At 70.3% G+C, this 24,133-nt stretch carries 8 protein-coding genes and 3 pseudogenes; 6 read left to right on the top strand and 5 right to left on the bottom strand.

Annotated features, from left to right (window positions below):
• Positions 1-197 precede the first annotated feature (197 nt).
• The 4 genes from ACIRPT_RS37290 (at position 198) to ACIRPT_RS37275 (ending at position 18,961) form a co-directional block, all read left to right on the top strand.
• Entirely contained in the window at positions 198-7,775 is a 7,578-nt protein-coding gene (locus tag ACIRPT_RS37290) for a SpvB/TcaC N-terminal domain-containing protein (RefSeq protein WP_403835692.1), read from the top strand.
• Between the two features lie 78 nt (positions 7,776-7,853).
• A complete protein-coding gene (locus ACIRPT_RS37285) occupies positions 7,854-17,738 on the top strand; it encodes a neuraminidase-like domain-containing protein (RefSeq protein ID WP_403835690.1) in 9,885 nt (3,294 codons plus the stop codon).
• Between the two features lie 39 nt (positions 17,739-17,777).
• Positions 17,778-18,029 carry a hypothetical protein gene (locus ACIRPT_RS37280; protein ID WP_403835740.1) on the top strand — a complete coding sequence of 84 codons (252 nt, stop codon included), beginning with the start codon at positions 17,778-17,780 and terminating at the stop codon, positions 18,027-18,029.
• 287 nt (positions 18,030-18,316) lie between these two features.
• Positions 18,317-18,961, top strand: a complete 645-nt coding sequence (locus tag ACIRPT_RS37275; RefSeq protein ID WP_403835688.1) for a dihydrofolate reductase family protein — start codon at positions 18,317-18,319, stop codon at positions 18,959-18,961.
• A 147-nt stretch (positions 18,962-19,108) separates the two neighbouring features.
• Here ACIRPT_RS37275 and ACIRPT_RS37270 read toward each other — a convergent pair.
• The 3 genes and pseudogenes from ACIRPT_RS37270 to ACIRPT_RS37260 form a co-directional block, all read right to left on the bottom strand.
• A pseudogene (locus ACIRPT_RS37270) lies at positions 19,109-19,210 on the bottom strand (ATP-binding protein); the annotation flags it as partial.
• Positions 19,173-19,709: a GNAT family N-acetyltransferase gene (locus ACIRPT_RS37265; protein WP_403835686.1), complete on the bottom strand. Its 537-nt coding sequence runs from the start codon at positions 19,707-19,709 to the stop codon at positions 19,173-19,175. The pseudogene ACIRPT_RS37270 and the gene ACIRPT_RS37265, both read right to left, overlap by 38 nt.
• Positions 19,706-20,440, bottom strand: coding sequence for a CBS domain-containing protein (locus tag ACIRPT_RS37260; RefSeq protein WP_403835684.1), 735 nt, complete (start codon positions 20,438-20,440; stop codon positions 19,706-19,708). Before ACIRPT_RS37260 ends, ACIRPT_RS37265 begins: the two co-directional genes overlap by 4 nt.
• Positions 20,441-20,618: 178 nt before the next feature.
• Between ACIRPT_RS37260 and ppk2 the strand changes: the two genes are divergently transcribed.
• Positions 20,619-21,440 carry a polyphosphate kinase 2 gene (ppk2, locus tag ACIRPT_RS37255; protein ID WP_403835681.1) on the top strand — a complete coding sequence of 274 codons (822 nt, stop codon included), beginning with the start codon at positions 20,619-20,621 and terminating at the stop codon, positions 21,438-21,440.
• Positions 21,441-21,766: 326 nt separating this feature from the next.
• Here the strand turns inward: ppk2 and ACIRPT_RS37250 are convergent.
• A pseudogene (locus tag ACIRPT_RS37250) lies at positions 21,767-22,579 on the bottom strand (DUF1918 domain-containing protein); the annotation flags it as partial.
• A gap of 147 nt (positions 22,580-22,726) precedes the next feature.
• Positions 22,727-23,067: pseudogene (locus tag ACIRPT_RS37245) on the bottom strand (universal stress protein); the annotation flags it as partial.
• 179 nt (positions 23,068-23,246) lie between these two features.
• Between ACIRPT_RS37245 and ACIRPT_RS37240 the strand changes: the two are divergent.
• Entirely contained in the window at positions 23,247-24,125 is an 879-nt protein-coding gene (locus tag ACIRPT_RS37240; RefSeq protein ID WP_403835679.1) for a universal stress protein, read from the top strand.
• Positions 24,126-24,133 lie beyond the last annotated feature (8 nt).

Raw genomic sequence — 24,133 nt, 5'->3', positions numbered from 1 at the left:
TGAACCAAGCTGCATCTAACGGCGATTGCGAACCCTGACCTTGGAGCCACCACGGTCGTGTCCGCGGATGTACGGACGTGGTGTACGGCATCGCTGACGGCATTGCTCCCGTGCTGGTGATCCGGCTGTCCATCCCGGTAATATGCCCGAGTCCGAGCCCGGTGCCCGATATATACACGTCACCCAGGGAGGCGGACGTGCTCAGTGGCGGTGGATCGACCGATTCCACACCCATCGCGGGTGCGACCGCGCCTCCGCAGCCCTCCGGCGACACTGCCCCCGAGGCTCCCAACACGCCGGTGATCTCGCTGCCGAAGGGTGGCGGCGCCATCCGGGGGATCGGGGAGAAGTTCACCGCGAACCTGGTCACCGGCACCGGCGGGTTCTCGGTTCCCCTCGCGATCAGTCCGGGACGGTCCGGGTTCGGCCCATCTCTGACGCTCGGTTACGACTCCGGTGCGGGCAACGGCCCGTTCGGGGTCGGTTGGGGAATCGGCCTTCCGGCGATTACCCGCAAGACCGACAAGGGGATCCCGGGCTATCTCGACGCCGACGAGGACAGCGAGGACACCTTCATTCTGTCCGGCACGGAGGATCTTGTCCCTGTCCTGGTGGAGGACGATGGCGAGTTGGTCCGGGATCGCCGTTCGCGCAGGGTGGACGGCTCGGATTATGCGGTGTGCCGATATCGGCCGCGCGTGGAAGGCCTCTATGCACGTATCGAGCGGTGGACCGAGGTACGGTCCGGCGACGTGCATTGGCGCTCGATCAGCCGGGACAATGTCACCACTGTCTATGGGCGTGATGCCGCCAGCCGTATCGCCGACCCGAACGACGCGCGCCGGGTTTTCAGTTGGCTGATCTGTGAAAGCCATGACGACGTCGGCAATGTGGTCCGCTACGAGTACAAGGCCGAGGACGACAGCGGCATCGATCTCGATGCCTGCTGTGAACGCAACCGCACCGCGGCCGGTCGCGCCGCGAACCGGTATCTGAAGCGAATCCACTACGGAAACACGGTCTCCCGGCTGGTCTCCGACGATTCGGATGATCCGGAATACATGTTCGAGGTCGTGTTCGACTACGGCGAACACGACGAGAGTACGGCCGAGACACGGCCGTGGACCTGCCGGCTGGACCCGTTCTCCTCCTACCGGGCCGGATTCGAGATTCGTGGCTACCGGCTCTGCCGCCGGGTGCTGATGTTCCATCATTTCCCGGACGAGCCCGGTGTCGGCCGTGACTGTCTGGTGCGCTCCACCGAGCTGGCTTATCGCGGCGACGCCGAGCGGGGCGCGGTGACGGGCGCGTTTGTGGAGTCGGTGTCACACAGCGGCTGGCGGCGGGCTTCGGGCGGATACCTCACCAGGTCGTTGCCGCCACTGGAATTCTCCTATTCCCAGGCGGAGATCGACACCGAGGTGCGCACGCTCGACGCGGCCGACCTGGAGAACGCGCCGATCGGTGTGGACGGATCGGCCTACCGATGGACGGACCTGGAGGGCGACGGGCTGGCCGGGTTGCTCACCGAGCAGGCCGGGACCTGGTTCTACAAGCCCAACCTCGGCGGTGGCCACCTCGGGCCGATGCGCGTGGTGCGCAGCCGCCCGGCCGGCGGCCGGACCGAACTGCTGGACCTGGACGGCGACGGCCGCCCGGCCGTGGTGGGCTTCGGTGGCACGACACCGGGTTACACCGAACGTTCCGACCAGGGCTGGGAGGTGTTCCGGCCGTTCCGGTCCCGGCCGGAGCTGGCATGGGACGACCCGAACCTGCGGTTCGTGGACCTGAGCGGCGACGGCCGCGCCGACGTGCTCGTCACCGGCGAGCCGGGCTGGACCTGGTACCGATCGCTGGGCGAGGAGGGATTCGACACCGGCCGCCGCAACTGGCCGGCGCGGGATGAGGAATCCGGGCCACGACTGGTCTTCGCCGACCGCACCTCGTCGATCCACCTCGCGGACCTGTCCGGCGACGGGCTCGCCGACCTGGTCCGGATCCGCAACGGCGAGATCTGCTACTGGCCGAACCTGGGCTACGGCCGGTTCGGCGCCAAGGTCACCATGGACGGCGCCCCCCGGCTCGACAATCCGGACCAGTTCGACCCGGCCAGGATCCGGCTGGCCGATGTCGACGGCTCCGGTCCGGCGGACCTGATCTACCTGCACCGCGACGGGGTCCGGCTCTACCTGAACCGTTCGGGCAACGCATGGAGCGCTCCCCACGCCCTGCCCCTGGCCTTTCCCCGGATCGAGAACGTGTCCGAGGTCGCCGCGATCGACCTGCTCGGCTCCGGTACCAGCGCTCTGGTGTGGTCATCGCCGCTGCCCGCCGACTCCGGCCGGCAGCTGCGCTACCTGGACCTGATGCGCGGCGGCAAACCCCATCTGCTGACCGCGGTACGCAACAACCTGGGCGCCGAGACACGGATCCGCTACGCCCCCTCGACCCGCTTCTCCACCGAGGACGCCGCCGCCGGGCGCCCCTGGCTGACCCGGTTACCGTTCGTCGTGCACGTGGTCGAGCGCGTGGAGACGGTGGACGCGATCGGCCGTAACCGGTTCGTCAGCCGCTACGCCTACCACCATGGCTATTTCGACGGGCCGGAGCGTGAGTTCCGGGGCTTCGGCATGGTGGAGCAGACCGATACCGAGGAACTGGAAGCGCTGGCCGACGCCTCCAATGTGGACGAGGCCACGTACCGGCCACCCACGCTCACCCGAACCTGGTTCCACACGGGTGCCTTTCTCCCTGGAGAGAGGATTTCGCGGCAGTTTGAACGCGAGTACCACGACGGCGACCTGTTGCTGCCGGACACGGTGCTGCCGGACGGCCTGACCGCCGATGAAGCCCGGCAGGCATGTCGGTCCCTGAAGGGATCGGTGCTGCGGACGGAGGTGTACGCGGTCGACGGCAGTGACGCCGAAGGGCGCCCGTACCGCGTCACCGAGCACAACCACCTGATCAGGATGGTGCAGCCGGCTGCCCCGCACGCCGACGCGTCCGGCATGCGGCACGCGGTCTTCGACGTACACCCCAGGGAGACCCTGACCGGGCACTACGAACGCACCCTTGACCCCCGGGTCGGCCATGAACTGACCCTCGCCGTCGACGCATACGGCAACGTGCTGCGGTCGGTGACCATCGGCTACCGCCGCACGCGCCCCGACCCCGACCTCGATGAGCGGGACGCGGGGCCCCAGCAGCGCACGCATGTGGTACTCACCGACCACGACTACACCAACGCCGTCGAGGAACCCGACAGTCACCGGGCCCCCTTGCCCTGCCGGACACGCGCCTTCGAGGGGGTGGGGCTCCAGCCCGTCGGAGACCGGTTCACCCACCCGGAGCTGACCCGCGCGCTGGCCGGCATCGATCAGACGATTCCCTATCAGGACTGGGACGCGCGGCCACCGACACCGGCACTCCGGCTCACCGAGCACGTACGCACCCTGTACCGGAGCGACGATCTCTCGGGGCCGCTGCCCCTCGGCACGCTCCAGGCCCGTGCCCTGCCCTACCAGGCGTACCGGCTCGCCTTCCCCGACGGCCTGGTCACCGCGCTCTACGGGGACCGGGTCGACGAGGCGATGCTGCGGACCGCCGGATACCTGTGGCACGAGGGCGGATGGTGGATCCCCTCGGCGCGGACCGCTTACGCGCCACCGGACACCGGTGAACTGGCATACGCCGAAGGCCACTTCTTCCTGCCCCGCCGGTTCACCGATCCGCTCGGCGAGACCTCGACGGTGTTGTACGACGACTACGACCTGCTCCTCGTCGACAGCACAGACCAGCTCGGCAACCGCTACACCGTGGGTGAACGCGACGCCGACGACCGGACGCTGTCCCACGGCAACGACTACCGCGTGCTGCGGCCCGCTCTCGTCACCGACCCCAACCGCAACCGGGTCCAGGTGGCCTTCGACGTGCACGCCAGGGTCTCCGGGACCGCGACCATGGGCAAGCGTGAGCAGTCCCTCGGCGACTCGCTGGACGGCTTCGATCCCGACCCGTCACCTGCGCTGGTGGCCCGCTACCTCGCCGACCCGCTGGGGGCAGGACACGAGTTGCTCGGGTCGGCGGGGACCAGGTTCTGCTACGACGAGTCGGCGTTCCGGCTGCGCGGCGAACCCTCCGTGGTCGCCACCCTCGCGCGGCACTCCCACCAGTCGGACCTCGCCCCTGGCGAGCAGAGCAGGATCACGCACACCTTCGCCTACGGAGACGGTTTCGGCCGCGAGATCCAGTCCAAGGTCCAGGCCGAACCCGGGCCGCTGACCGAAGGCGGCCCGGTCGCCGGGACCCGCTGGGCCGGCACGGGATGGACGATCTTCAACAACAAGGGCAACCCGGTCCGTACCTTCGAACCGTTCTTCACCGCCACCCACTCCTTCGAGTCCGAGGTGACCGCGGGGGTGAGCACGGCGCTCCTCTACGACCCGTTGGAGCGGGTGATCGGCACCCTGCACCCCGAGGGTATCTATGCGAAGACGGTGTTCGACCCGTGGCGGCAGCGGGAGTGGGACGGCAACGACACCGTGCTGACCGATCCCCGGCAGGATCCGGACATCGGCGGCCAGGTCCGCCGGCTGCTGGCCCCGCAGCCGGGATGGACCACATGGCACGCCGCGAGGGCCGGCGGCGCGCTCGGCCCCGAGCAGCAGCGCGCCGCCGAGAAGGCCGCGATCCACGCGGACACCCCCACGGACACCCATCTCGACTCCCTCGCCCGCCCGTTCCTCACCGTGGCGCACAACCGGTACGCCAAGGACGGAATGCCCGCCGAGGAGCGTCTGGTGACCCGCACGACCACGGATGTCGAGGGCAACGTCCGCGAGGTGCGCGATCCCCTCGGCCGCGTCGCGATCCGCCATGACTACTCGATGGTGAGCACGCAGGTGATCCGGGCCGGCATCGACTCCGGCACCGGGGCGCTGCTGCCGGACGTGCTCGGCAACCCACGCTGTACCTGGAACAGCAGGGGCTTTAGGTTCCGCACCGAGTACGACGCCGGCCACCGCCCGGTACGCGCCTACATCAGCGGCCCGGGCCTGACGGACGAGGTTCTGCACCAGAAGACCGAATACGGCGACGATCCGGCCCGCAACCTGCGGGCCAGGGTGTTCCGGCGGCACGACGGTTCCGGTGTCAGCACCCACGCGGCCTACGACTTCCGCGGCAACCTCCTGGAGGCGACGCGGCGGTTCCCGGTGGAGTACCGGCGAGCGCCCGACTGGCGGGAGGAGGTCACGCTCGAAGAGGAGGTCTACACCGGCCGCACCCGTTTCGACGCGCTGGACCGACCCATCAGCATCACCAGCCCGGACGGCACCATGGTCCGGCCGTACTACAACGAGGCGAACTTGCTGGAGCGTCTCGTGGCCACGGCCGACGGCACCGACACCGTGCTGGTCGCGGCGGTGGAGTACAACGCCCGCGGGCAGCGCACCCGGATCGACTTCGGCAATGGCGTGCGGACCCGCTACACCTACGACCCGCTGACCTTCCGCCTCACCGCGCTGCGGTCGCGCCGGGAGCGGCCGCGGCCCCGCCGCGGGCACCGGACGGTGCAGCGCCTGACCTACTGCCACGACCCCGTCGGCAACATCGTCTCGATCCGGGACACCGCGCAGCAGAAGACGTTCTTCCGCAACCGGGTCGTCGAGCCCGGCGCGGACTACACCTACGACGCGGTGTACCGGCTCATCGAGGCGACCGGCCGGGAACACCTCGGCCAGACCGACCCTGGTGACACCGGCGACGCGCCCAGGGTGGGACTCGCCCACCCCGGCGACGGTGCCGCGATGGGGCGTTACCTGGAGCGGTACGTCTACGACGCGGTCGGCAACATGCTGACCCTGGAACACCGCGCGTCCACCGCTCCCGGCTGGACCCGACGGTTCCGGTACGCCGAGCCCAGTGCGCTGGAACCGGAGGTGACCGGCAACCGGCTGAGCGGTGTGGGCGACGGCGAATTCGCCTACGACGCCAGAGGGAACACCACCGCGATACCCGGCCTGTCGGTGCTGCGCTGGGACCCCGAGGACCAGCTGGAGGCCACCGCCCGGCAGGTCCGCGGTGCCGGAACCCCGCAGACGACGTACTACTCCTACGACGCCACCGGACAACGCGTCCGCAAGGTCACCGACTCGTCCTGCGGCGAGGGGGACACCGCGAGGAGAAGCAACGAACGCCGCTACATCGGCCCGTTCGAGGTATACCGGGAGTACGGTGCGGACGGCGCGGTGACCCTGGAACGCCAGACCGTGCACGCGATGGACGACACGCGGCGCGTCGCGTTGCTGGAGCGACGGACCCGCGGCACGGATCCCGGCCCCGGACGACAGATCCGGTATCAGCTGGCGGACCATCTCGGATCCGCCACGCTGGAGTTGGACGAGCGGGCCAGGATCCTCACGTACGAGGAGTACCACCCCTACGGCGGCACGGCCTACCAGGCGGTACGCGCCAGGACCGAGACGCCCAAGCGCTACCGCTTCACCGGCCGGGAACGCGACGCCGAGACCGGCCTGTACTTCCACGGCGCCCGCTACTACGCCCCGTGGCTGTGCCGCTGGACCAGCTGCGACCCGGTCGACGCGCCTCAGGCCAGCCCGTACGAGTACGCCCATGGCAATCCAGTGCGCCTGATCGATCCCGACGGCCGGCAGACGCAGACCCCGACGCTGATGGACGTCTGGCAGTACGGCGTGAAGGTCGCCAACCGCGCGCAGCTCGGCCGCAATGTCCAGGTGGACCATCCCATCCAGGTCGCGGCCAGGATCGCCCAGCGCACGTCGCCGACGGGAGCCTCGTTCTATTCCCGCGCGGTCTCCAAAACCAGCCAGGAACTGGGCATCCTGGTCGAGACGGGCAAGGGCCTTTTCCATACCGAAGTCGGCAAACTCCAGAAGGTCATCACCCAGCAGGTCAAGAGCGGCGCCCTCGCGAGCGAAGGTGCGCTGATCGAGGCCACCCGTGACGCCTACCGGGCCGCGGGCCAGACCACGAACACCGCGATCAACTGGCGGGCACTGGACAAGGCCATCCTGACCAACCAGGCGGCGATCCACCGGTCCCTCGGCGAAACGGTGAGTGAGTTGGGGGCGGTCGGCGGGGGTGGATCCGCCCCCGCGTCAGGGGCGTCTGTTGCCGCCGAGGTGGAGCAGTCGTTCGCCCAGACCTTCAACCTGACAGAGCAGGCCGTGGCCGGCACCGCGGCGGCCGCCGCGCCGGCGGCGACGGAGGCCGCATCGGCCGCGACCGAGACCGCGTCCGTCGCCAAGACCGTTTCGGCGACCGCGCAGGTGGCCTCCGAGACCGGCGTCGCGGCCAAGGCGGTGGGTACGGGAGCGCGGGCTCTGCAGGCGGCCGCGCCGGTGCTCAAGGTGGTCGGGAAGGTGGCGGCCCCGCTGGCCGTGGCCGCCACCGCCGTCCAAGTGGCCACCGCGAAGACCACGTCCGAGAAGGTCGACGCCGGGATCGGTGTCGTGTCCACAGCGGTCGGTTTCGCGGGCCCGCCGGGAGCGGTCGCCGCGGTCGGCATCCAGGGCACCGCGTACGTCAGCGGCAAGGTGGGCGAAGTCGTCACCGAGAAGACCGGCAGCGAGACCGCCGGGGTGGCCGCGGCCACGTTGACCGGGGCGGCGGCGGGGGCAGGGGTCGGCGCCGTCGTCGGAAGCATCGTGCCCGGAGTGGGTACCGCGGTCGGCGCCGGGGTGGGCGCGGTCGTCGGCGCCGGCATCGGATTCGTCAAGTCGTACTGGAAATAGTCGTGTTGGACCAGCTGGTACAGCTGGAATCGGGGCGGAAGGGCGTAGGTTGATATGCCGGAGTTGATCATCGTTCGGTTGCATCCGACGAAGCCGAGGTCCGCGGCGGAGTTCCGGGCAGCCCTGGACAAGCTGACCCTGACGGCGTTCGACCTGACCTTCGCCGAGCCCAGGAAGGGCGTAGGGATCGGTTCGGCGAAGGGGCTTGCCGTCACGCCCGCCGATGTCACCAGGCACGACGTGAACGTGACCAACACGGCGATCATCCAGCACTACCAGGACATCGTCGGCGGCGGCCTGCCGCCCGTGACCACCCGGCACCAGGAGGCGATCGCCACCGCCGTGATCGTGGTGACGCCACCGGCGGGCCATCCGGAATACCCGACCGCCTCCTCGTACGACCTCCGGCTGGAGCTGACCCGCGACGGCGTCCCCATCGGCGACGGGGAGCTGGACTTCAACATCACGGTCACCAGCGTGGGCACGCTGCCGGTGCTCCAGCCGGCGTACTTCGCGATGCCCGCGAGCGCCTACGCGGCGGTGCCTGCGACGTCGCCCGGCGGGGACCAGGTCGAGCTGCCCAAGGACGGCACCCCGCCGAACTTCGCCGACCTGGTCGCGAAGGTCGACAAGGTGCTGGCGAAGGATCCCGGCACGGGCGGCTCCCTCGCCCAGCGCCCACCGCTCAGCCCGGCGCAGAGCCGGCATGTGGCAGCCGAACTGACCTGGGATCGGCTGGTGTATCCGCCGCCGGACCTGCCGCGCCCGCTCGGCGAGATGTACACCAAGCCGCCCGTGGCCGTCGGCCTTGACGAGCAGAAGGCGGAGAACGACCGGCAGCGCTTCGAGGCGGAACTGGCCGGCTATCACGCCACCGTCGACGTGAAGGCGTCCAGGCTCGCCACGTTCGTCTTCGCCGCCTCTGCGGCCGTGCAGGGCGAACGGCTGGCCGCGGCCGCCGCCCAGGCGAGGCTCACCCTCCCGATCCTGACAGGTGGTCAGGCCGGGCACGCCGCGGTCACCCTGGTTCCCCCGGGCGGCTCGACGACGCTCGACCCCACGTTCGCCGTGCCGGCGGCTTACCTGTACGCGCTCGCCGCGACACTGCCGACAACGGTCGATCCCGAACACCGCTACGACGCCGCCCGGTTCGGCACCGAGACGCAGTCCCTGGCGCAACTGCGGATCGCGATCGAGAACGGCGTGGTCGCCGCGTCCGAGCCGCTGCTCACCAAGCCCGCCGAACCGGCGATCGGCCCGCAGGCCGCGGCCCGCCGACTGCGCGCGCTGGGCTCGGTCACCACCTCGGACCCCACCGTCGCGCCGGCACCGCCGGTCTCCACCATGGTGCGCTCGTGGAGCACGCACCCCGGGGCAACGGAGGCCATCGACGCGGAGTTCTGGGCCCCGACCGCGACCACCTCCCCCGGACCGTACCTGGAGCTGGTGCTGCGAGCGGTCACCGGCAACCATGCGCCGCTGGTGGTCGCGGTGGGGCAGCCGCCGCTCTCGGTCACCGCGGTCGCCGGGCTCGTGGCCGTCACCGATGAGCAGTGGCGCACCGTCCTGCGGGACAATCCCGCGCTGCTGCCGCCGTTCACCGAGCCGGGCACGGTCGCGGAGCGGGCGCAGGCCTTCGTCCGGCACCTGCGCACGTTCTTCACCGTCCCGTTCAAGCCCCCGACCGCGGAGAAACCCGCCGCCGGTACCCTGCCGACGCTCGGCGTCTCCGCCTCCGATGTGTTCGCCCGCATGATCGCGGCATACGGCGACCACGGCGGTGGCGCCTTCGTCTTCGGAGCGCCCCGGGACGAGGCCGCGTTCGCGGCCGCGCTGGCCGACACTTTCGGCGCGGACATCGCGGCGCAGCGGTGGCTCGAGCAGGCGGTCGCGGTGCTCGACGCGCTGCACGAACTGACCGCGTTCGCGGCCGGGGACGAACTGCGGTTCTCGCTGATGGAAGCGCTGTACTCGGCCGGCTTCACCAGCAGGTCGCAGCCGGCGGCGCTGCCGGCGGCCGATTTCGCCGCGGCGCTCGCCGGGACCGTCGCGCACCCGTTCGCCGCCCAGATCCAGGAAGCGGCCGGGGGCCCCGCCGATCCGGCCGGCCCGCCGGACGAGAGTTTCGCGCCGGTCAACCCGGACGGCACCCTGACCGACTGCGTGCCGCCCGATCACCTGTCACCGTTCGGCCCGCCTCGGTACCTCCATGACCTGCTGCGGATCTCGGCCGCGTCGACCTGCGAGCACCCCACCACGCCGGCCAACGTGGCAACGCTCGGCGAACTCCTCGCGGATCGCCGCGGCCCGCTCGGCGATCTGCAGGTGACGGCCGCCAACCTCGGTACCCCCCTGCCGGTGATCGACCTGGTCAACGAGAGCCTGGAGAAGCTGGCGGGCGGCGGCACGCCCGGCGCGATCCACGACACCGCGACGGATCGGCTCGCCGGGCACGCCCTGGGGCAGCCGCACGATCCGGCGACCTTGTTCGCCGCGGTGCCGGAGCACTCCTCACCGGCCACCGAGGCCCTGCCCCAGGCTCACCTCGACGCGTACGGCCTGCTGCGCAAGGACTTCACCTCACCCGCCCTGCCGTACCACCAGCCCCTGGACGTGAACAGGTCCTACCTGCGCTTCCTGGGCACCAGCCGGTACGCCGCGATGCGCCGGTTCCGCAAGGAGATCACCGAGCTGGTGCTGGACCCGGCGCACGAGCCCGTGGGGTTCCAGAGCCACCGGTGGCGCTACCCGGTCCGGTTGGAGACCGCCTGCGAGTACCTGGGCATCTCCGCCGAGGAGTACGACCTGCTCTATGCCCACGACATCGTCCATCGGAAGGCGCGGGCCCGGCTGACCCTGTACGAGGTGTACGGGTTCGTCAAGGAGTCCGTCGGCGATGCGTCCTGGACCGACGTCGTGCTGCGGGTGCCCGAGTTCCTGGACCGTACCGGCCTGGGCTACTGCGAGTTCCTCGCACTGTGGCGCAGCGGCTTCGTCGCGTTCCAGCGTGCCGTGGTGGAGGGCGGAGACCCGAGCTTCCCCGACTGCGAGCCGTGCTGCCTCGACGACCTGCGGATCAGGTTCACCGATCCCAAGGACCAGCAGGACCCGCGCGCCGCGCTGCGCAAGCTGATCGTCTTCGTCCGGCTGTGGCGGCGGCTGCGTGAGGGTGCGGCGCCGGGGATCACCTTCGCGATGCTGCGTGATGTGTGCGAGGTGTTGCGGCTGTTCAACGGTTCCGCGATCAACCCGGACTTCTGCCGCCAGCTCGCGGCGCTGCTCATCCTGCACGCGGAGCTGTGTCTGTCTCTCGTGGACACCTATCGGGCCGACGCGGCATCGCCGGCCGAGAGAGTGCCGCTGCTGGGGGTGTGGGCCACCAAACCCCCGGCCGCCGGGGCCGTCGAGCTCGTGCTGGACCGGATCGGCGACCTGGCACGGGCCCGCTATTCCTGCGGGGACCGGGAACCGCGCTTCGCCAAGGCGCTGGCCGGGAACCTGACCGTGCTGTCCCGGCTGGCCGGGTTCGACCCCGGCACGGCGAGCGACACCTGGCACGCGCTGCCCACGCACACGCTGCGGTTCGTGGAAGTCCTCGGCAAGATCTACGCCTCCGACTTCACCGTCGGCGAGATCATGTGGCTCTTCACCGTCGAAGAGCACCGCGACGGTGACGACCCGTTCGCTCTCCAGGACCGCAACGAGTCGGCCGACGATCCCCTGTCCCTGCCCGAGCCGGCGGGATCGACCGGGTGCAACGAGGCGCAGACCCTGTGGGCGCTGCGGCGCTCCCTGCTGGCCGTGCGCGTGTCCGAGGAGGACGCCGAAGCCTGGACGTGGCCCCGGATGACCGCGATCTTGCGGGACGAGTTCGGCTACGTCCCGGCGGAGGGCGGACCCGACGCCTGGCAGGTGCTCGGGGAACACTTCTTCCCGGCCGTGCTGGAGCGGTGCGGCTGCCCTGTCGATGTGCGGGGGCGCCAGTACCGTACGCCGCTGGCGGCAGCGGACACCTCTCCCCCGATGTGGCTGCGACCGGAGGAAGGGCCGTTCGGCTACGACAGCGCCGCGCAGGAACTGTGGACCTCGCTGCCGGTCTCCGACACCGAGGTGATGGAGGAGCTCAGCCACCTGCGGCCGCTGCGGGAGGCCGAGCGGGTCGCCGTACGCAACCTGTACTTCGCGCCCCGAGCCGCGCTCGCGCCGTTCGCCGCCCTCTTCGAGAACGCCGAGCTCGCCATCGACACCCTGGTCTCCGAACCCGACGAGCAGGCCAGATTCGCCTACTTCCAGGCCCAGTTCGCCCGATTCCGGGCGCGCTGCACCGTGATCGTCGACCATCTTGCGGCGCACGTGGCCGCGGTGACCGGCTGCCCGGCCGACGCGGGCGCGGCGGCCACGGTGCTGCGCAGCCTGTGGGCGGACGAGAACGCGGCGGCAACGCCGTGGGAGACCGACGACGGCAAGACCCCCGAGGTGACCTGGGCGCCACCGCCCAGCGGTGGCGCGTTCGCCGCGCTGCTGGGCCTCGTCGGCACCGGTCTGCTCGGCGAACTGCACGACGGCGCGGGGAAGCTGGTCTGGAGGGAGACCCGCGGTCCGGCCACCGCGTTCGGTCCGGTGCGCGACCACTACAACGCTCCCGTGCCCACCGTGCTGCCGGCGATGGACCTGGCGCCGAGCCCGGCCCAGTCCCGCTTGGTCGGCGTGCGCAACGGATTCGCCGTCAGGGAGGGCGACGCCGAACCGCTCGGTGGCGCGAGCCCCTTCACCGTATGTTGGACCGGCATGCTCCTGGTGGACGAGGCGGGCGAGTACCACTTCCACGCCGGCGCGCCCACCGAGGGCGACACCGCACCGGACTTCGCCCGCGCCCGCGAGCACCGCTGGCGGGTCACCCTCGGGCGCGGCCAGAAGACCTGGATCATGCTGGACCACAACTGGGTCTCCGACGACGCGCCGGCGGCCGCGTCACGGGGCGTGCGGCTGCGCCGGGGCGCCTACCGGATCACGATCGAGTACGCCCAGTCCGATCCGACCTTCGAGCGGGCCGAGGAGGTCTGTCCGGAGCACACCGGATTCCAGCTGAAGTACCGCGGCCCGGACAGCGACGGTGTGCTGACGGAGATCGCCTTCGACCGGCTGTTCCGGGACGCCAAGGACGGCACGCTGGGCGACGGCCTCGTGGGGACCGCGGGCCGGTACGCCTCGGGCGAGGCCGCCGCCCAGTACCTGCAACGGCGCTACGGCGCGACCCTCCGCGACATCCGCCGCACGTACCAGCGGGCGGTGAAGGCAGCCCTCCTCGCCCGCCGGTTCGCGCTCTCGGCGACGATCGTGCCCGGATACCGGCAGTCCGAACTGGGCCACCTGATCACGCATCCGGAATCCTTCGCCGGCACGTCCTACCCCAGGACCGGGCCTTCGGCGTTCGGGGTCCACCACGCCTGGTTCGACTTCGATTTCCTGCCGGTGTCCGACCCCTACCCGCCGCAACCGGTGGGGGATCAGCGCACCGCGCCGAGCCCGCGCCGCCAGGCGGCACTCTTCGACTGGTGGGAACGGCTCTTCGACTACTGCCTGCTGCGGGCGGAGACCGAGTCGGCCCGGGAGCGCCCCGCCTGGCTGCTCTTCGCCGACGTACTCGAACAGCAGCCGGACGACCCGACGCAGCTGCTCAGGCACCTGGGTGTCGATCTGGCGCACTCTCCACTGCTGCACACCTATTTCGCGAAGCCGCCTTACGTACTCGACGCCGACGACCTCACCGACGAGCGGTGGGCGCTGCGGGTCTGGCAGGGCGAGAAATGGCTGACCCGGCTGCGCAGGAACTTCGCATGCCGGTGGATCGGCGATGCCGTGCCGTGGAAGTGGGCCGCCGACGACCCTGGGGCACAGCCCGACTCGGGCAACGCGAACCTCACCCGGTTCGTGCGGGACGGCGGTTTCGAGAACGGCGAGCCACTGCGCTACGAGGACCTGCGCGGGCTCAACGACGGCTTGCGGGAGCGGGCGCGGACGGCACTGCTCGGGTACCTGTGCGGGATGGACCGAGTGCCGCTGCCCTGGGCTCCGGGCACGTTCGCGACCGCGCCGAAGGATCTCTCGGACCTCCTGCTCCAGGATGTCGAAGCGGGCATCTGCCAGCGGATGAGCCGGATCGAGGAGGCCATCCGGACCGTACAGGCATTCGTCCAGCGCGCACGGCTCGGGCTCGAACCCACGCTGACGCCCGGCCCGGAGTTCGTCCGGCTGTGGGAGCGGCGGCTCGCCACCTACCGGGCGTGGGAAGCATGCCGGCGCCGTGAGGTCTACGGGGAGAACTGGATCGAATGGGACGAGCTGAGCACCGCGCGGGAGTCGGCGGCGTTCGCGTTCCTGGAGTCCGAGCTGCGCCGGTCGACGTTGACCGTGCCGGTGCCCGGTGGACTGGAATGGTGGCCGGGGCAGCGGCCGCCGGAGCACCCGTCGCTGACCCTGCTGCAGTCCCGCGAACCGTCCGGCATCCAGCTGCTGCAACCGGCCCCGGAGGGCCTGGGGTTGCTCGGCACGCCCGAGCGGGCCGCCCGTAACTCCTGGCTCGCGCCGGTGCTCGGCCTCACCCCCGCCCCCCGCCGCCCGCAGGACGACCGCCCCAGGCTTGAACACGACCCGCAGCGCGACCCGCGCGATCACCAGGAGACAGCCGATCAGGACCCCACCGAACTCCCGCTGTGGCTGACCGCCGCGGTCCGCCTGGGCACCCGGTTCGTCCGGGTCGCCGCCGCCGGGCTCCCCCCGGCCGGGACGCATTTCCAGGCACGGCACGAGGACACCACCTGCTGCGCCCGGTGCGGCGAGGAGCGGCACGTCGTCGACGAGTACTACTTCTGGCTGGCCGGTTCCGCGTTCTACTCGGCACAGGACCAGCAGGCGGACGTCGGCGCTCAGCCGGACCAGGCACACCACGACACCTCCGACTGGCACCGGCCGGAGAAGCTGCCGGCCCTGCTGGAATGGGACGCACAGCCGATGACGCACCTGTACTGGAGCCGGGTGCGGCACGGTGAGTTCGACCCGCCGCGCCGGTCCGGCCAGGGCATCGCCGTCACTGGGGAGACGGCCACCCTGAAGTTCTCCGGACGCACAGCGGATTCCCTGCGCTTCGAGGTGGTCGGCGCGGTCACACCGGTCATCGGTCACGCCGATCCGACACCACCGGGATTCCGTTACGACCTCGCCGAGGACGAGGCCGTACCCCTGCCGCTGGTCGAGACGCCGGACCCGGCACCGAGCTTCCCCGGGGGGCTCGCGGCCTACCCCTACTTCGTCTACGTCGCCCCGGGGGCTCCGCTGCTGCCGCCGTCGCCGTTCAGCGTGGCGATGACCGTGGCCGGCGCGCTGCGCACCCAGTGTCAGTACGAGTCCGCGCTGAAGTGGTACGAGCTGGCATACCAGCCCCATGTCCGCGACAACACCTGGGCCTCCTGCGCCACGGACAACCAGCGACGCCGAGGGCGGCAGGACCTGCCGTGCTGCCCGAGTTCGCCCGTCTGCGAGGACCGGGCCAGGAATCGGGCGGTGCTGCTGGCCCACCTCGAGACCATGATTCAGTGGGCCGATTCCCACGCCTGCCACAACACCGTGGAGGGCGCGCAGCAAGCTGGCGTCATCCTCGCCGCCGTCCAGCGGATCCTGGGCGATCGCCCCACCGTGGTGCGGGCCCAGGACCACGTCGGCGAGCCCATGACGGTGAGTGGCCTCGTCACCCGTCCCGCACCGCTGAACCCGCGGCTGATCGCCCTGTACGACGACACCGCGGACCATGTCGCCCTGGTTCACCACTGTCTCAACCGCTACCGGCTTCCCCAGCGTGGTGCCTTCGGTGAGACCGGGCTGCGGGAAGGGTGGCAGGAGACCGTCGAGCCGTGCGCCGGTGACTGCGCGGACGACTGCAAGTGCGGCGGCAGCCCGTACCGGTTCACCTTCCTGGTTGCCAAGGCCATCGAACTCAGCGCGGAGGTACGCCAGTTGGGCGCGGCGCTGCTCGCGGCCTACGAAAAGGGCGATGCCGAAGCCCTGACCGCGCTGCGCAACAATCACGAGCGGCAACTGCTCGAACTGACCCTGGACATCAGGAAGAACCAGTGGCGGGAGGCCGACTGGCAGGTGCAGGCGCTGGACAAGACCAAGGAGGGCGCGCTCGCCCGGCTGCGGTACTACCAGGAGCTGATCGTCGGTGGGCTCAACGCCGGCGAGACCGGCTACGCGGCGCTGACCGGCGTCACGATCGCGTCCCGCATCGCCGGCAATGTGCTGGAGGGCGTCGCGCAGGGAATCGGGATCAGCCCCGACATGTGGATCGGCATCGCGGGCGTCATGGGCACTCCGCTGGAGTTCAACCAGCTTCCGGTCGGCAACAAGCTCGCATCCGGCTTCTCCACCGCGGCGCGGATCATGATGGCGATCGCCGACAACGCCAACACCGGCGCGGGTCTGAGCCTCACCGAGGGCGGCTGGGACCGCAGGGAACGAGAATGGCACCACCAGGCCGAGATCACCGGCATCGAGATCGAGCAGATCGAACGACAGATCCTGGCCGCCCACCGGCGACGTGACATCGCGCTGCGCGAGCTGAACAACCACCAGCGGCAGATTGACAACAGCGCCGAAGTCTCCGACTTCCTACGGGACAAATTCACCGGCACCCAGCTGTACCTGCATCTGCAGCGCGAGACCGCCGCTCTCTACCGCGGCCTGTACGAGGTGGCGATGCACACCGGACGCCGGGCGCAACGCGCCTTCAACTACGAACGCGGCCACACCGCCCGCGCCTTCCTGCCCGAAGCCGGATGGGACGACCTGCACGAGGGCCTACTGGCCGGCGAACGACTGCAGTTGGCCCTGCGTCAGATGGAAGGGGCCTACCTCGACGCCAACTGCCGTGAATACGAACTGACCAAGCACATCTCGATGCGCAAGGAGTTCCCCCTCGCCTTCCTGCACCTTCAGCACGCCGGCTGGGCCGAGATCGACATCCCCGAATGGCTCTTCGACCTCGATCACCCCGGGCACTACCTGCGCCGCATCAAGAACGTGACGGTGACGATCCCCTGCGTGGTGGGCCCCTACACCGGCGTACACGCCCGGCTGACCCTGCTCGGCAGCAGCACCCGCGTCGACCCCACCCTCCCCCGACCACCGGCCGGATGCTGCTCGGGCCCCGAGGGCGACGGCTACCACGCCGGCAGGGACGACCGGCGGGTGGTGCGTGCCTACGGTGCGACCGAGGCGATCGCCACATCCAGCGGCCAGAACGACGCGGGCCTCTTCGAACTGCGCTTCGCCGACGAGCGTTACCTGCCCTTCGAGTTCGCCGGAGCCGTGAGCCGCTGGCGCTTCGAACTGCCCCAGGAGAACAACCGGTTCGACTTCGACACGCTCGGGGACGTCGTCCTGCACCTCAACTACACGGCCAGGGAAGGCGGCGACGCACTGCGCAGGGCCGCCGGCACCGCCGCACGGCGATATCTACCGGGCGCGGGCCTGCAGTTGTTCGACGTGCGGCACGACTTCCCCGACGACTGGCACCGCCTGACCACCGCCACGGGCCCAAGGCGGTTGCCGCTGCGCTTGACGCGGGCGCACTTCCCGTACCTGCCTGGTGATCAGGACCTGCGCGTCAACAGGCTCGGGCTGTTCGTCGAGACCACGGGCTGCGACGACGTCGGCCACATCACAGTGCGCTTCAGGACTGAACACGAGGTGCCCCACGGCCCCGGCGGGAACGGCGGCTGCGGCGGACACGACATCACCTGTGTGACCGGTGCCGAATACCCGGGCCTGTTCCACGGCGAGCTGAGCCTGCCACTGGCACCGCTGCGTCGCGCCCGAGACCACGAGCTGGGAGACTTCACCCTCCCCGCCGATGTCGGCCCGGTCACCCGGATGTACATCCTGTGCGGCTACGAACTCGTCCCGTGACCCGCTTTGTGGGCCAGGCCTGGGGCGCCGGCTTGATCGGTGGCCGGCGTCGAGCGGCAGCAGCGGTCCGGCTCGCCCCACTGGCCGAAGGCGCGCGCGACCTCGATCCAGACCGTCCTCGTCGGCTGCCCCGAGCTCGAACGCAGCCTCGCGGCAGTCACCGCGGGCCTGACCCTGCCCTGGAGCTCACGTGTCGTGGAGGGCCATGTCAACCAAATCAAGATGATCAAACGCCGGATGTTCGGCCGCGCAGGGTTCCAACTTCTCCGCAAACGAGTCCTTCTCGCGTGACGGAGAGTGGCCGCTGCACGGAAGCTGAGTCAGAATCCGAGAAATGACGTCACTGCATGGGCCGTCCGCCATCTGTGACAGCTTCTTCAAGCCTCCTCGATGATCGAGGAGATAGTGAAAGACTTCGCAGGGGCGGACGCCTTCTCACCACAGGAGCCTTCCCAAACCACGCAACCTCACAGGTCGGGGACACTAGGTAGCCCAATTTCTGACCGTCGCGGACGCAGCGATGAGTTTGTCCGGCCAGGGGAGTCTCACCACCGTTATCGCCATCACAGGAGGAACACGTGGCTCAGCTACTGAGAGTCCAGAACTTCAACGTCTCGAGTGACGGAATCGGTGCCGGTGAGGACCAGACCCTCGAGAGGCCGTTCGGTCATGTCGAGCCCGAGAGGCTGTTCGCCTGGGCCGGCGCCACGGCGAGCTGGCCCATGCGCACCGACCCCGGGGGGAGCCGGGGCCTGGACGACTACCTCACGCGGGACTACGCACGCAACATCGGCGCCGAGATCATGGGCCGCAACAAGTTCGGGCCCCAGCGCGGGCCCTGGAATGACCATGAGTGGCAGGGCTGGTGGGGTGACGAGCCCCCGTTCCGCACTCCGGTGTTCGTCATGACCCACCACAAGCGTCCTTCGTTCGCGCTCTCCGACACCACGTTCCACTTCGTCGACGGCGACCCGGCCACGGTCCTCGAGCAGGCGCGGAAAGCGGCGCAGGGCAAGGACGTCCGGCTCGGCGGCGGAGTCACCACCATCCGGCAGTTCCTGGACGCCGACCTCGTCGACACCATGCATGTGGCTGTCTCGCCGGTGAAGCTCGGGTCCGGAGTACGACTCTGGGAGTCACCCGATGAGCTGCTCGACCGGTTCCACCTGGAGGTCGTGCCCAGCCCGAGCGGGGTGACACACCACCTGTTCTGGCGAAAGTGACCGGTCCTCAGGGCCGGCCCCGGCCGGCTGCATTGCCTTCCGGGGCCAGCCCTGAGGCGGGCCGCCGAGTCGAGCCTCGGGTAGTCAGCCGGCCTGGCGGTTTTCTCAACTCGGGCCCGGGTGGAGGCAAGCCGGAAGGAGCCGGGCCATGTGGGACTTGCCAGTGCCGGAGTCCCCGATCAGGCAGAGCGGCTGACTCTTCTTGATCCATTCACAGCTGGCGAGGGTATGAACGGTGGCCGCGTCGACAGCGGCCGCTCCACCACGGGACCAGGCTCACCGTACCGATAGTGACCCGACGCGAGTGAGTCGGCGAGTACATCGGCGGTGAAGGTGGCGATGCCGTTCTCACGCGCGATGTGGACGGGTGTTGGAGCAGCAGGGTGCCGATCCCCCGGTGGTGGAATTGGTCGGCTACGGCCAAGGCGATCTCGGCGGAGGCGGGGTCGCCACAGGTCTCGTACTCGGCGATGCCGACGAGCCGGTCGCCCTGGACCGCCACCAGTGTGTGGTGGCCGGATTCGGGAGGCGCGCAGAGCCGGTCGGCGGCCTGCTCGCCGGAGCGGGCGGTTGACCAGGAAGAACCGGATGTGCAGATGGTCCGTGGGCATCGCGTCGTAGAGCCGACGTAACCGACCACGATCCTCGGGCACGCCGGGCGCAGCCGGACCGTGCTTCCGTCGGCGAGTAGTGCACAGACCTCACGGGTACTGGAGGCGGTGTCAGCGTCGATGTCGGTATCCGTCATCGACGCTGCCTCTCCTCGGCCCGTGTCGCCAGCCCCTGATCGCGCTCGGAAGCGCGGTCCGCCACCGGTGACCCCACCCGGGCGGGAGCCGGTCTTTCGAGGTCGAACGTCACGTCCACGACGCCCTCGACCGCCCGTCCCAGCCGTGCCGCGACGGGGATGAGCGACGTGTCGCGGATCCGGCCGCTGAGGGTGACCACTCCGTCGGTGACACCGACCGACACGTCCTTCGCAGATCCGGCGAACAGCCGGCCGACGATCTCCGTGCGGACTTCCGCCTCCAGGTCCTCGTCGGAACGCAGAAAGACCTTCAGCAGGTCGGAGCGGCTGACGATGCCCTGCAGCAGCCCCTCGTCGTCGACCACAGGAAGCCGCTTCACGGACTTGTACGCCATCGTCCGCGCCGCCTGGGCGAGGGTGTCCCCGGCGTGCGCCGTCAGGGCGGGTGTGCTCATCAGCTCCCCGGCCGTCAGAGCCCCGGCCTTGCGTACGTCGTCCAGCCGGCGCAGCTGCTCCAGACGGTCGGGGTCGGATTCCCGGAATTCCTCCTTGGGCAGCAGATCGGCCTCGGAGACCACCCCGATCACCCGCCCCTCCCCCGCCAGCACGGGCAGCGCGCTGACCTTCCACTGCTCCATGGTCTCGACGATCTCCTTGAACCGCGCCTCCTGGCCGACCGCCACCACCGCCTGGGTCATCACGTCGCTGACGGTGTACGGAGTGTGCTCCATGACGCCTCCTCGTTACGGACCGCGTCGCACGACTGGTGTGACACTTCCAGCCTGCGTCCTCTCACGGGCACCGGGCAGGGCCGTCCGGCCCTTCCGCCGCGCGTCGACGGACCCGGTCCTGGCCCCGTTCGGCTCTTCTGCCCGGGCTGGGCACGGCACTTCTTCGTAATGTCGGCGTATGGCGGTGAAGCAGGGCGGAGACGGTCACGGCAAGCTGCCGCGGCCGCTGTACGAACGGGAGCTCTACCGGTTGCAGACGGAGCTGGTGAAGCTTCAGGAATGGGTGCGCACCGAGGGCGCCCGGCTCGTCGTGGTCTTCGAGGGGCGCGACGCGGCCGGCAAGGGGAGCACCATCCAGCGCGTCACCCAGTACCTCAATCCCCGGGTGGCGCGGATCGTGGCGCTGCCCAGGCCGACCGAGCGTGAGCGCACCCAGTGGTATTTCCAGCGCTATACGGAGCATCTGCCCGCAGCCGGCGAGATCGTGCTCTTCGACCGCAGCTGGTACAACCGGGCCGGTGTGGAGCGGGTGATGGGGTTCTGCACCCCCGGCGAGCACCAGCGGTTCCTCCGGCAGTGCCCGATCTTCGAACGGCTGCTGGTGGAGGACGGGATCCTGCTGCGCAAGTACTGGTTCTCGGTCAGCAACGAGGTACAGGAGCAGCGGTTTCGGCGTCGGCTGGACGACCCCACGCGGCGCTGGAAGCTCTCCGCCATCGATCTGGAGTCGCTGACCCGCTGGGAAGAGTATTCGCGGGCCAAGGACGAGATGTTCGTGCACACGGATATCGCCGAGGCACCGTGGTACGTCGTCGAGAGCGACGACAAGCGTCGAGCCCGGCTCAATATGATCGCCCATCTGCTGTCCACCGTGCCCTATCGCGACATCGCCCCACCGGCGCTCGAACTGCCGCCACGCGCGCCGGCCACCGACTACCGGCGGCCGCCCCGGGACCTGCAGACATACGTTCCCGATCACGCGGCCGGGCTGGAGAAGTAACGGCAGGACCCGGCAGCGCATTCGCGCGTGGCGTGAAGTAAGGCGCGAACCGCCGGAGCGGCCCGAGGGAGGCCGATGTGGGCGTTACAAGGTCCGGGAGCGCCGCTGCCGCCTCGGTGGGCCTGACAGGGTGAACCGCCGGGTGCAGCGTGCCGAGCTCGCCGCCGCTCCCGAGGCCGGTCAGCTGCACCGTGGCGAGGAGTTCGGCGTCCCCGGGGTCAGGAAGCAGGCGGGTCGCGGGATACCAGGGCGCGTGGACCGCCGCGACCCGGAGGTTGAGCAGGGCCGCGCCGCAGCCGATGTGGAGGGCACGGTTGTCGGGGTCGCCACGGTTGGGAATGCGCGCGCTCGGCCAGCCGGCGCATGGCGTCGACCTCGGTGACGGCTCGCGCCGGGCCATGTACGAGTACGCTCCACCCCTGGCTCAGGGCCTCGTCCACGTGGTCGACCTCGAAGGCGACCTCGGTTCCTGGCCGCTGCCGGAACGGCGCCGGGCGCGGTCCGGTAAGCGATCGCACGGTCGACGACCTCGTAATTCACCGGGACCACCATCAGCCCGTCCGGTGTCGAGACGGCGACACGCCCCACTCCGTGTGTCCCGAGCCGGTCCCTGCATTCGTCGGGGCTCAGCTCCCGTAGCTCGGGGTGGTAGGCGGCCTGGCCCTCGCCTGGTGGCAGATCGGCCCCGCCACCGCGCAGACGGGCCGCCGTGGTGCCCAGCGCGTCGGCGAGGCGGGTGAGCCCCTCGATATCCGGAGCGGCCGGTCGCTCCTCCACGTACGCCAGATACGACGTGGCATGCCGGCGCGGTCGGCCACCTCCGCGCGGGTGAGCCGCTGCCGGCGGCGTTCATGGGCTACGCGCCGGCCGATGTCGCCGGGGTTGAGCAGCCGGTAGGACGCCGTGTCGAGCGCAGAGGGCTCCCCTTCGGGGTGTTCGTCCTCGGGCCGGTGCTCAAGGTGGTGGGCATGCGCATCGGGTCCGGGGAACACGAGCGTCACGTCGTTGGTATCCGACCAGCGCACGTTGTAGGGCGGCGTTCCGTCATCGTGCGGGATTCCGACGATTTCGCCGTCCCGCCCGGTCGCCCCCGTTGCCGGACTTTCGACAACGAGTTGGTCGCCGATGTGCGCCCGCATGGTCATCACCACTCTCCGGCGCCGCGTACTCCCCCTGTCCCCTCCAACGTGACATGCCCGCATGCCGACGGCACGCGGGCCAGAAGCCCTGTTCCGAGGGCCGATCGGTCCTGATTCCGCCGATGGGGGCCGGTCGGCTCATCCAGCTCCTAGCCCTCGGGACCCAAGGACCAGGGCAAAGGCGTTCCGACCTGCACCCGTCAGGGACGCCGCCGCGTCCTCGCACGGCACCTCGCTCGACAGCCGCACGTTCGGGGCACGCTGTGCCGCCCGCGCCGTCGCCGAGGCGATGATGCGGTCGACGGCTTCCCGGGCTTCCTGACCGGACGGACCTGCGCCGGCGACCCGCGCGTCGGGCGCCTCATGATGCGGCGGAGCAGCATGCACGAGGCGCAAAGCCCGTGGCGCGCTGCCTCGTCAGCGGCCCAGTCCACGGCCTCCAGTCCGGCCTCGGATCCGTCGACCCCGACCACCAGGGGAATCTCCACCGCCCGCACCTCCTCCGCCTGTCGCTCGCCGCGCCTTTCCCCCTCCCGGGTGTGCCCCGCGCGGCTGCCGATGGGGACCGAGGGGCCCTGGCACCCGTCGCGCGACGGCAGCACGCTGAAAGGGCGGAGGACATTCCCGTCCCCGCGTTCCAGCGTCCGACAAGACGGAGGCAACCGCCATGGAGTCCGTCGTCACCGTAGGCCTCGACGGTTCGGCAGAGAGCCTGGACGCCGCCCGCTGGGCCGCCGACGAAGCCCATCAGCGCAACTTCACGCTCCGCCTGCTGCACGCCTGGCCTCTCCTCTCCCCGGCAGCCGCAGACGCAGAGGCGCCGTCCCCCGAAACGGATCAGAGCTACTGGGCGAAGCGGATCGTGCACGACGTGCAGCGGGACGTCCACGAGCGCCACCCGTACTTGCCGATCGTTGAGGACCTGGTCGCAGCGGATGCCGTGACCGCTCTGCTCGACGCGGCAGCCCAGTCCTGGGTTCTCGTGCTCGGATCACGGGGACTGACACCCACCGAAAGCTTCTTCCTGGGCGACACCAGCATGGACGTGGTGGTCCGGGCCGCCCGGCCCGTGGTGCTCGTGCGCACTGGCATGGGCGAAAAGCCCGGCACCTCCACCCACGAGGGCGGCGTGACCGTGGGGCTCAGCCTGCATGGGCCCTGCGACAACCTCCTCGAGTTCGCCTTCGACGCCGCTGCCGTGCGCGGCGTCCGACTGCAGGCCGTGCACGGACGAAGCCTGCCGGTTGCGGCGTACGCGCCGTGGGGCGTGGATCCCGACGAGTCCAAGGAGATCCGAGAGGATGCACTGAAAGGGCTCAGCGAGGTGCTACGCCCCTGGCAGGAGAAGTTCCCCGGCGTACAGGTGGTCAACAGCGTGCACCTCGCAAGCGCGGCCCGGGCCCTGGTGCAGGCGGCCGCGGGCTCCGACCTGTTGGTGATCGGCCGACGCGAGCACCGGCCCGCCCTGGCGCCGCGTCTGGGCAATGTTGCCCATGCCGCCGCGCACCACGCAGCCTGCCCGATGGCCGTGGTTCCCCATGGCTGAACCGGAGA

Origin of the sequence: Streptomyces sp. NPDC101227 (assembly GCF_044767545.1) — a bacterium.
Lineage (GTDB): Bacteria > Actinomycetota > Actinomycetes > Streptomycetales > Streptomycetaceae > Streptomyces.
Note: the sequence above shows the minus strand (reverse complement) of the source record. Positions and strands in the feature narration are given on the sequence as shown.

Excerpts from the sequence above, each read along its gene's own strand:
- ACIRPT_RS37265 (WP_403835686.1), bottom strand. The coding sequence starts at position 19,709 with ATGACGGATACCGACATCGACGCTGACACCGCCTCCAGTACCCGTGAG.
- ACIRPT_RS37260 (WP_403835684.1), bottom strand. The coding sequence starts at position 20,440 with ATGGAGCACACTCCGTACACCGTCAGCGACGTGATGACCCAGGCGGTG.
- ppk2 (WP_403835681.1), top strand. The coding sequence starts at position 20,619 with ATGGCGGTGAAGCAGGGCGGAGACGGTCACGGCAAGCTGCCGCGGCCG.
- ACIRPT_RS37240 (WP_403835679.1), top strand. The coding sequence starts at position 23,247 with ATGGAGTCCGTCGTCACCGTAGGCCTCGACGGTTCGGCAGAGAGCCTG.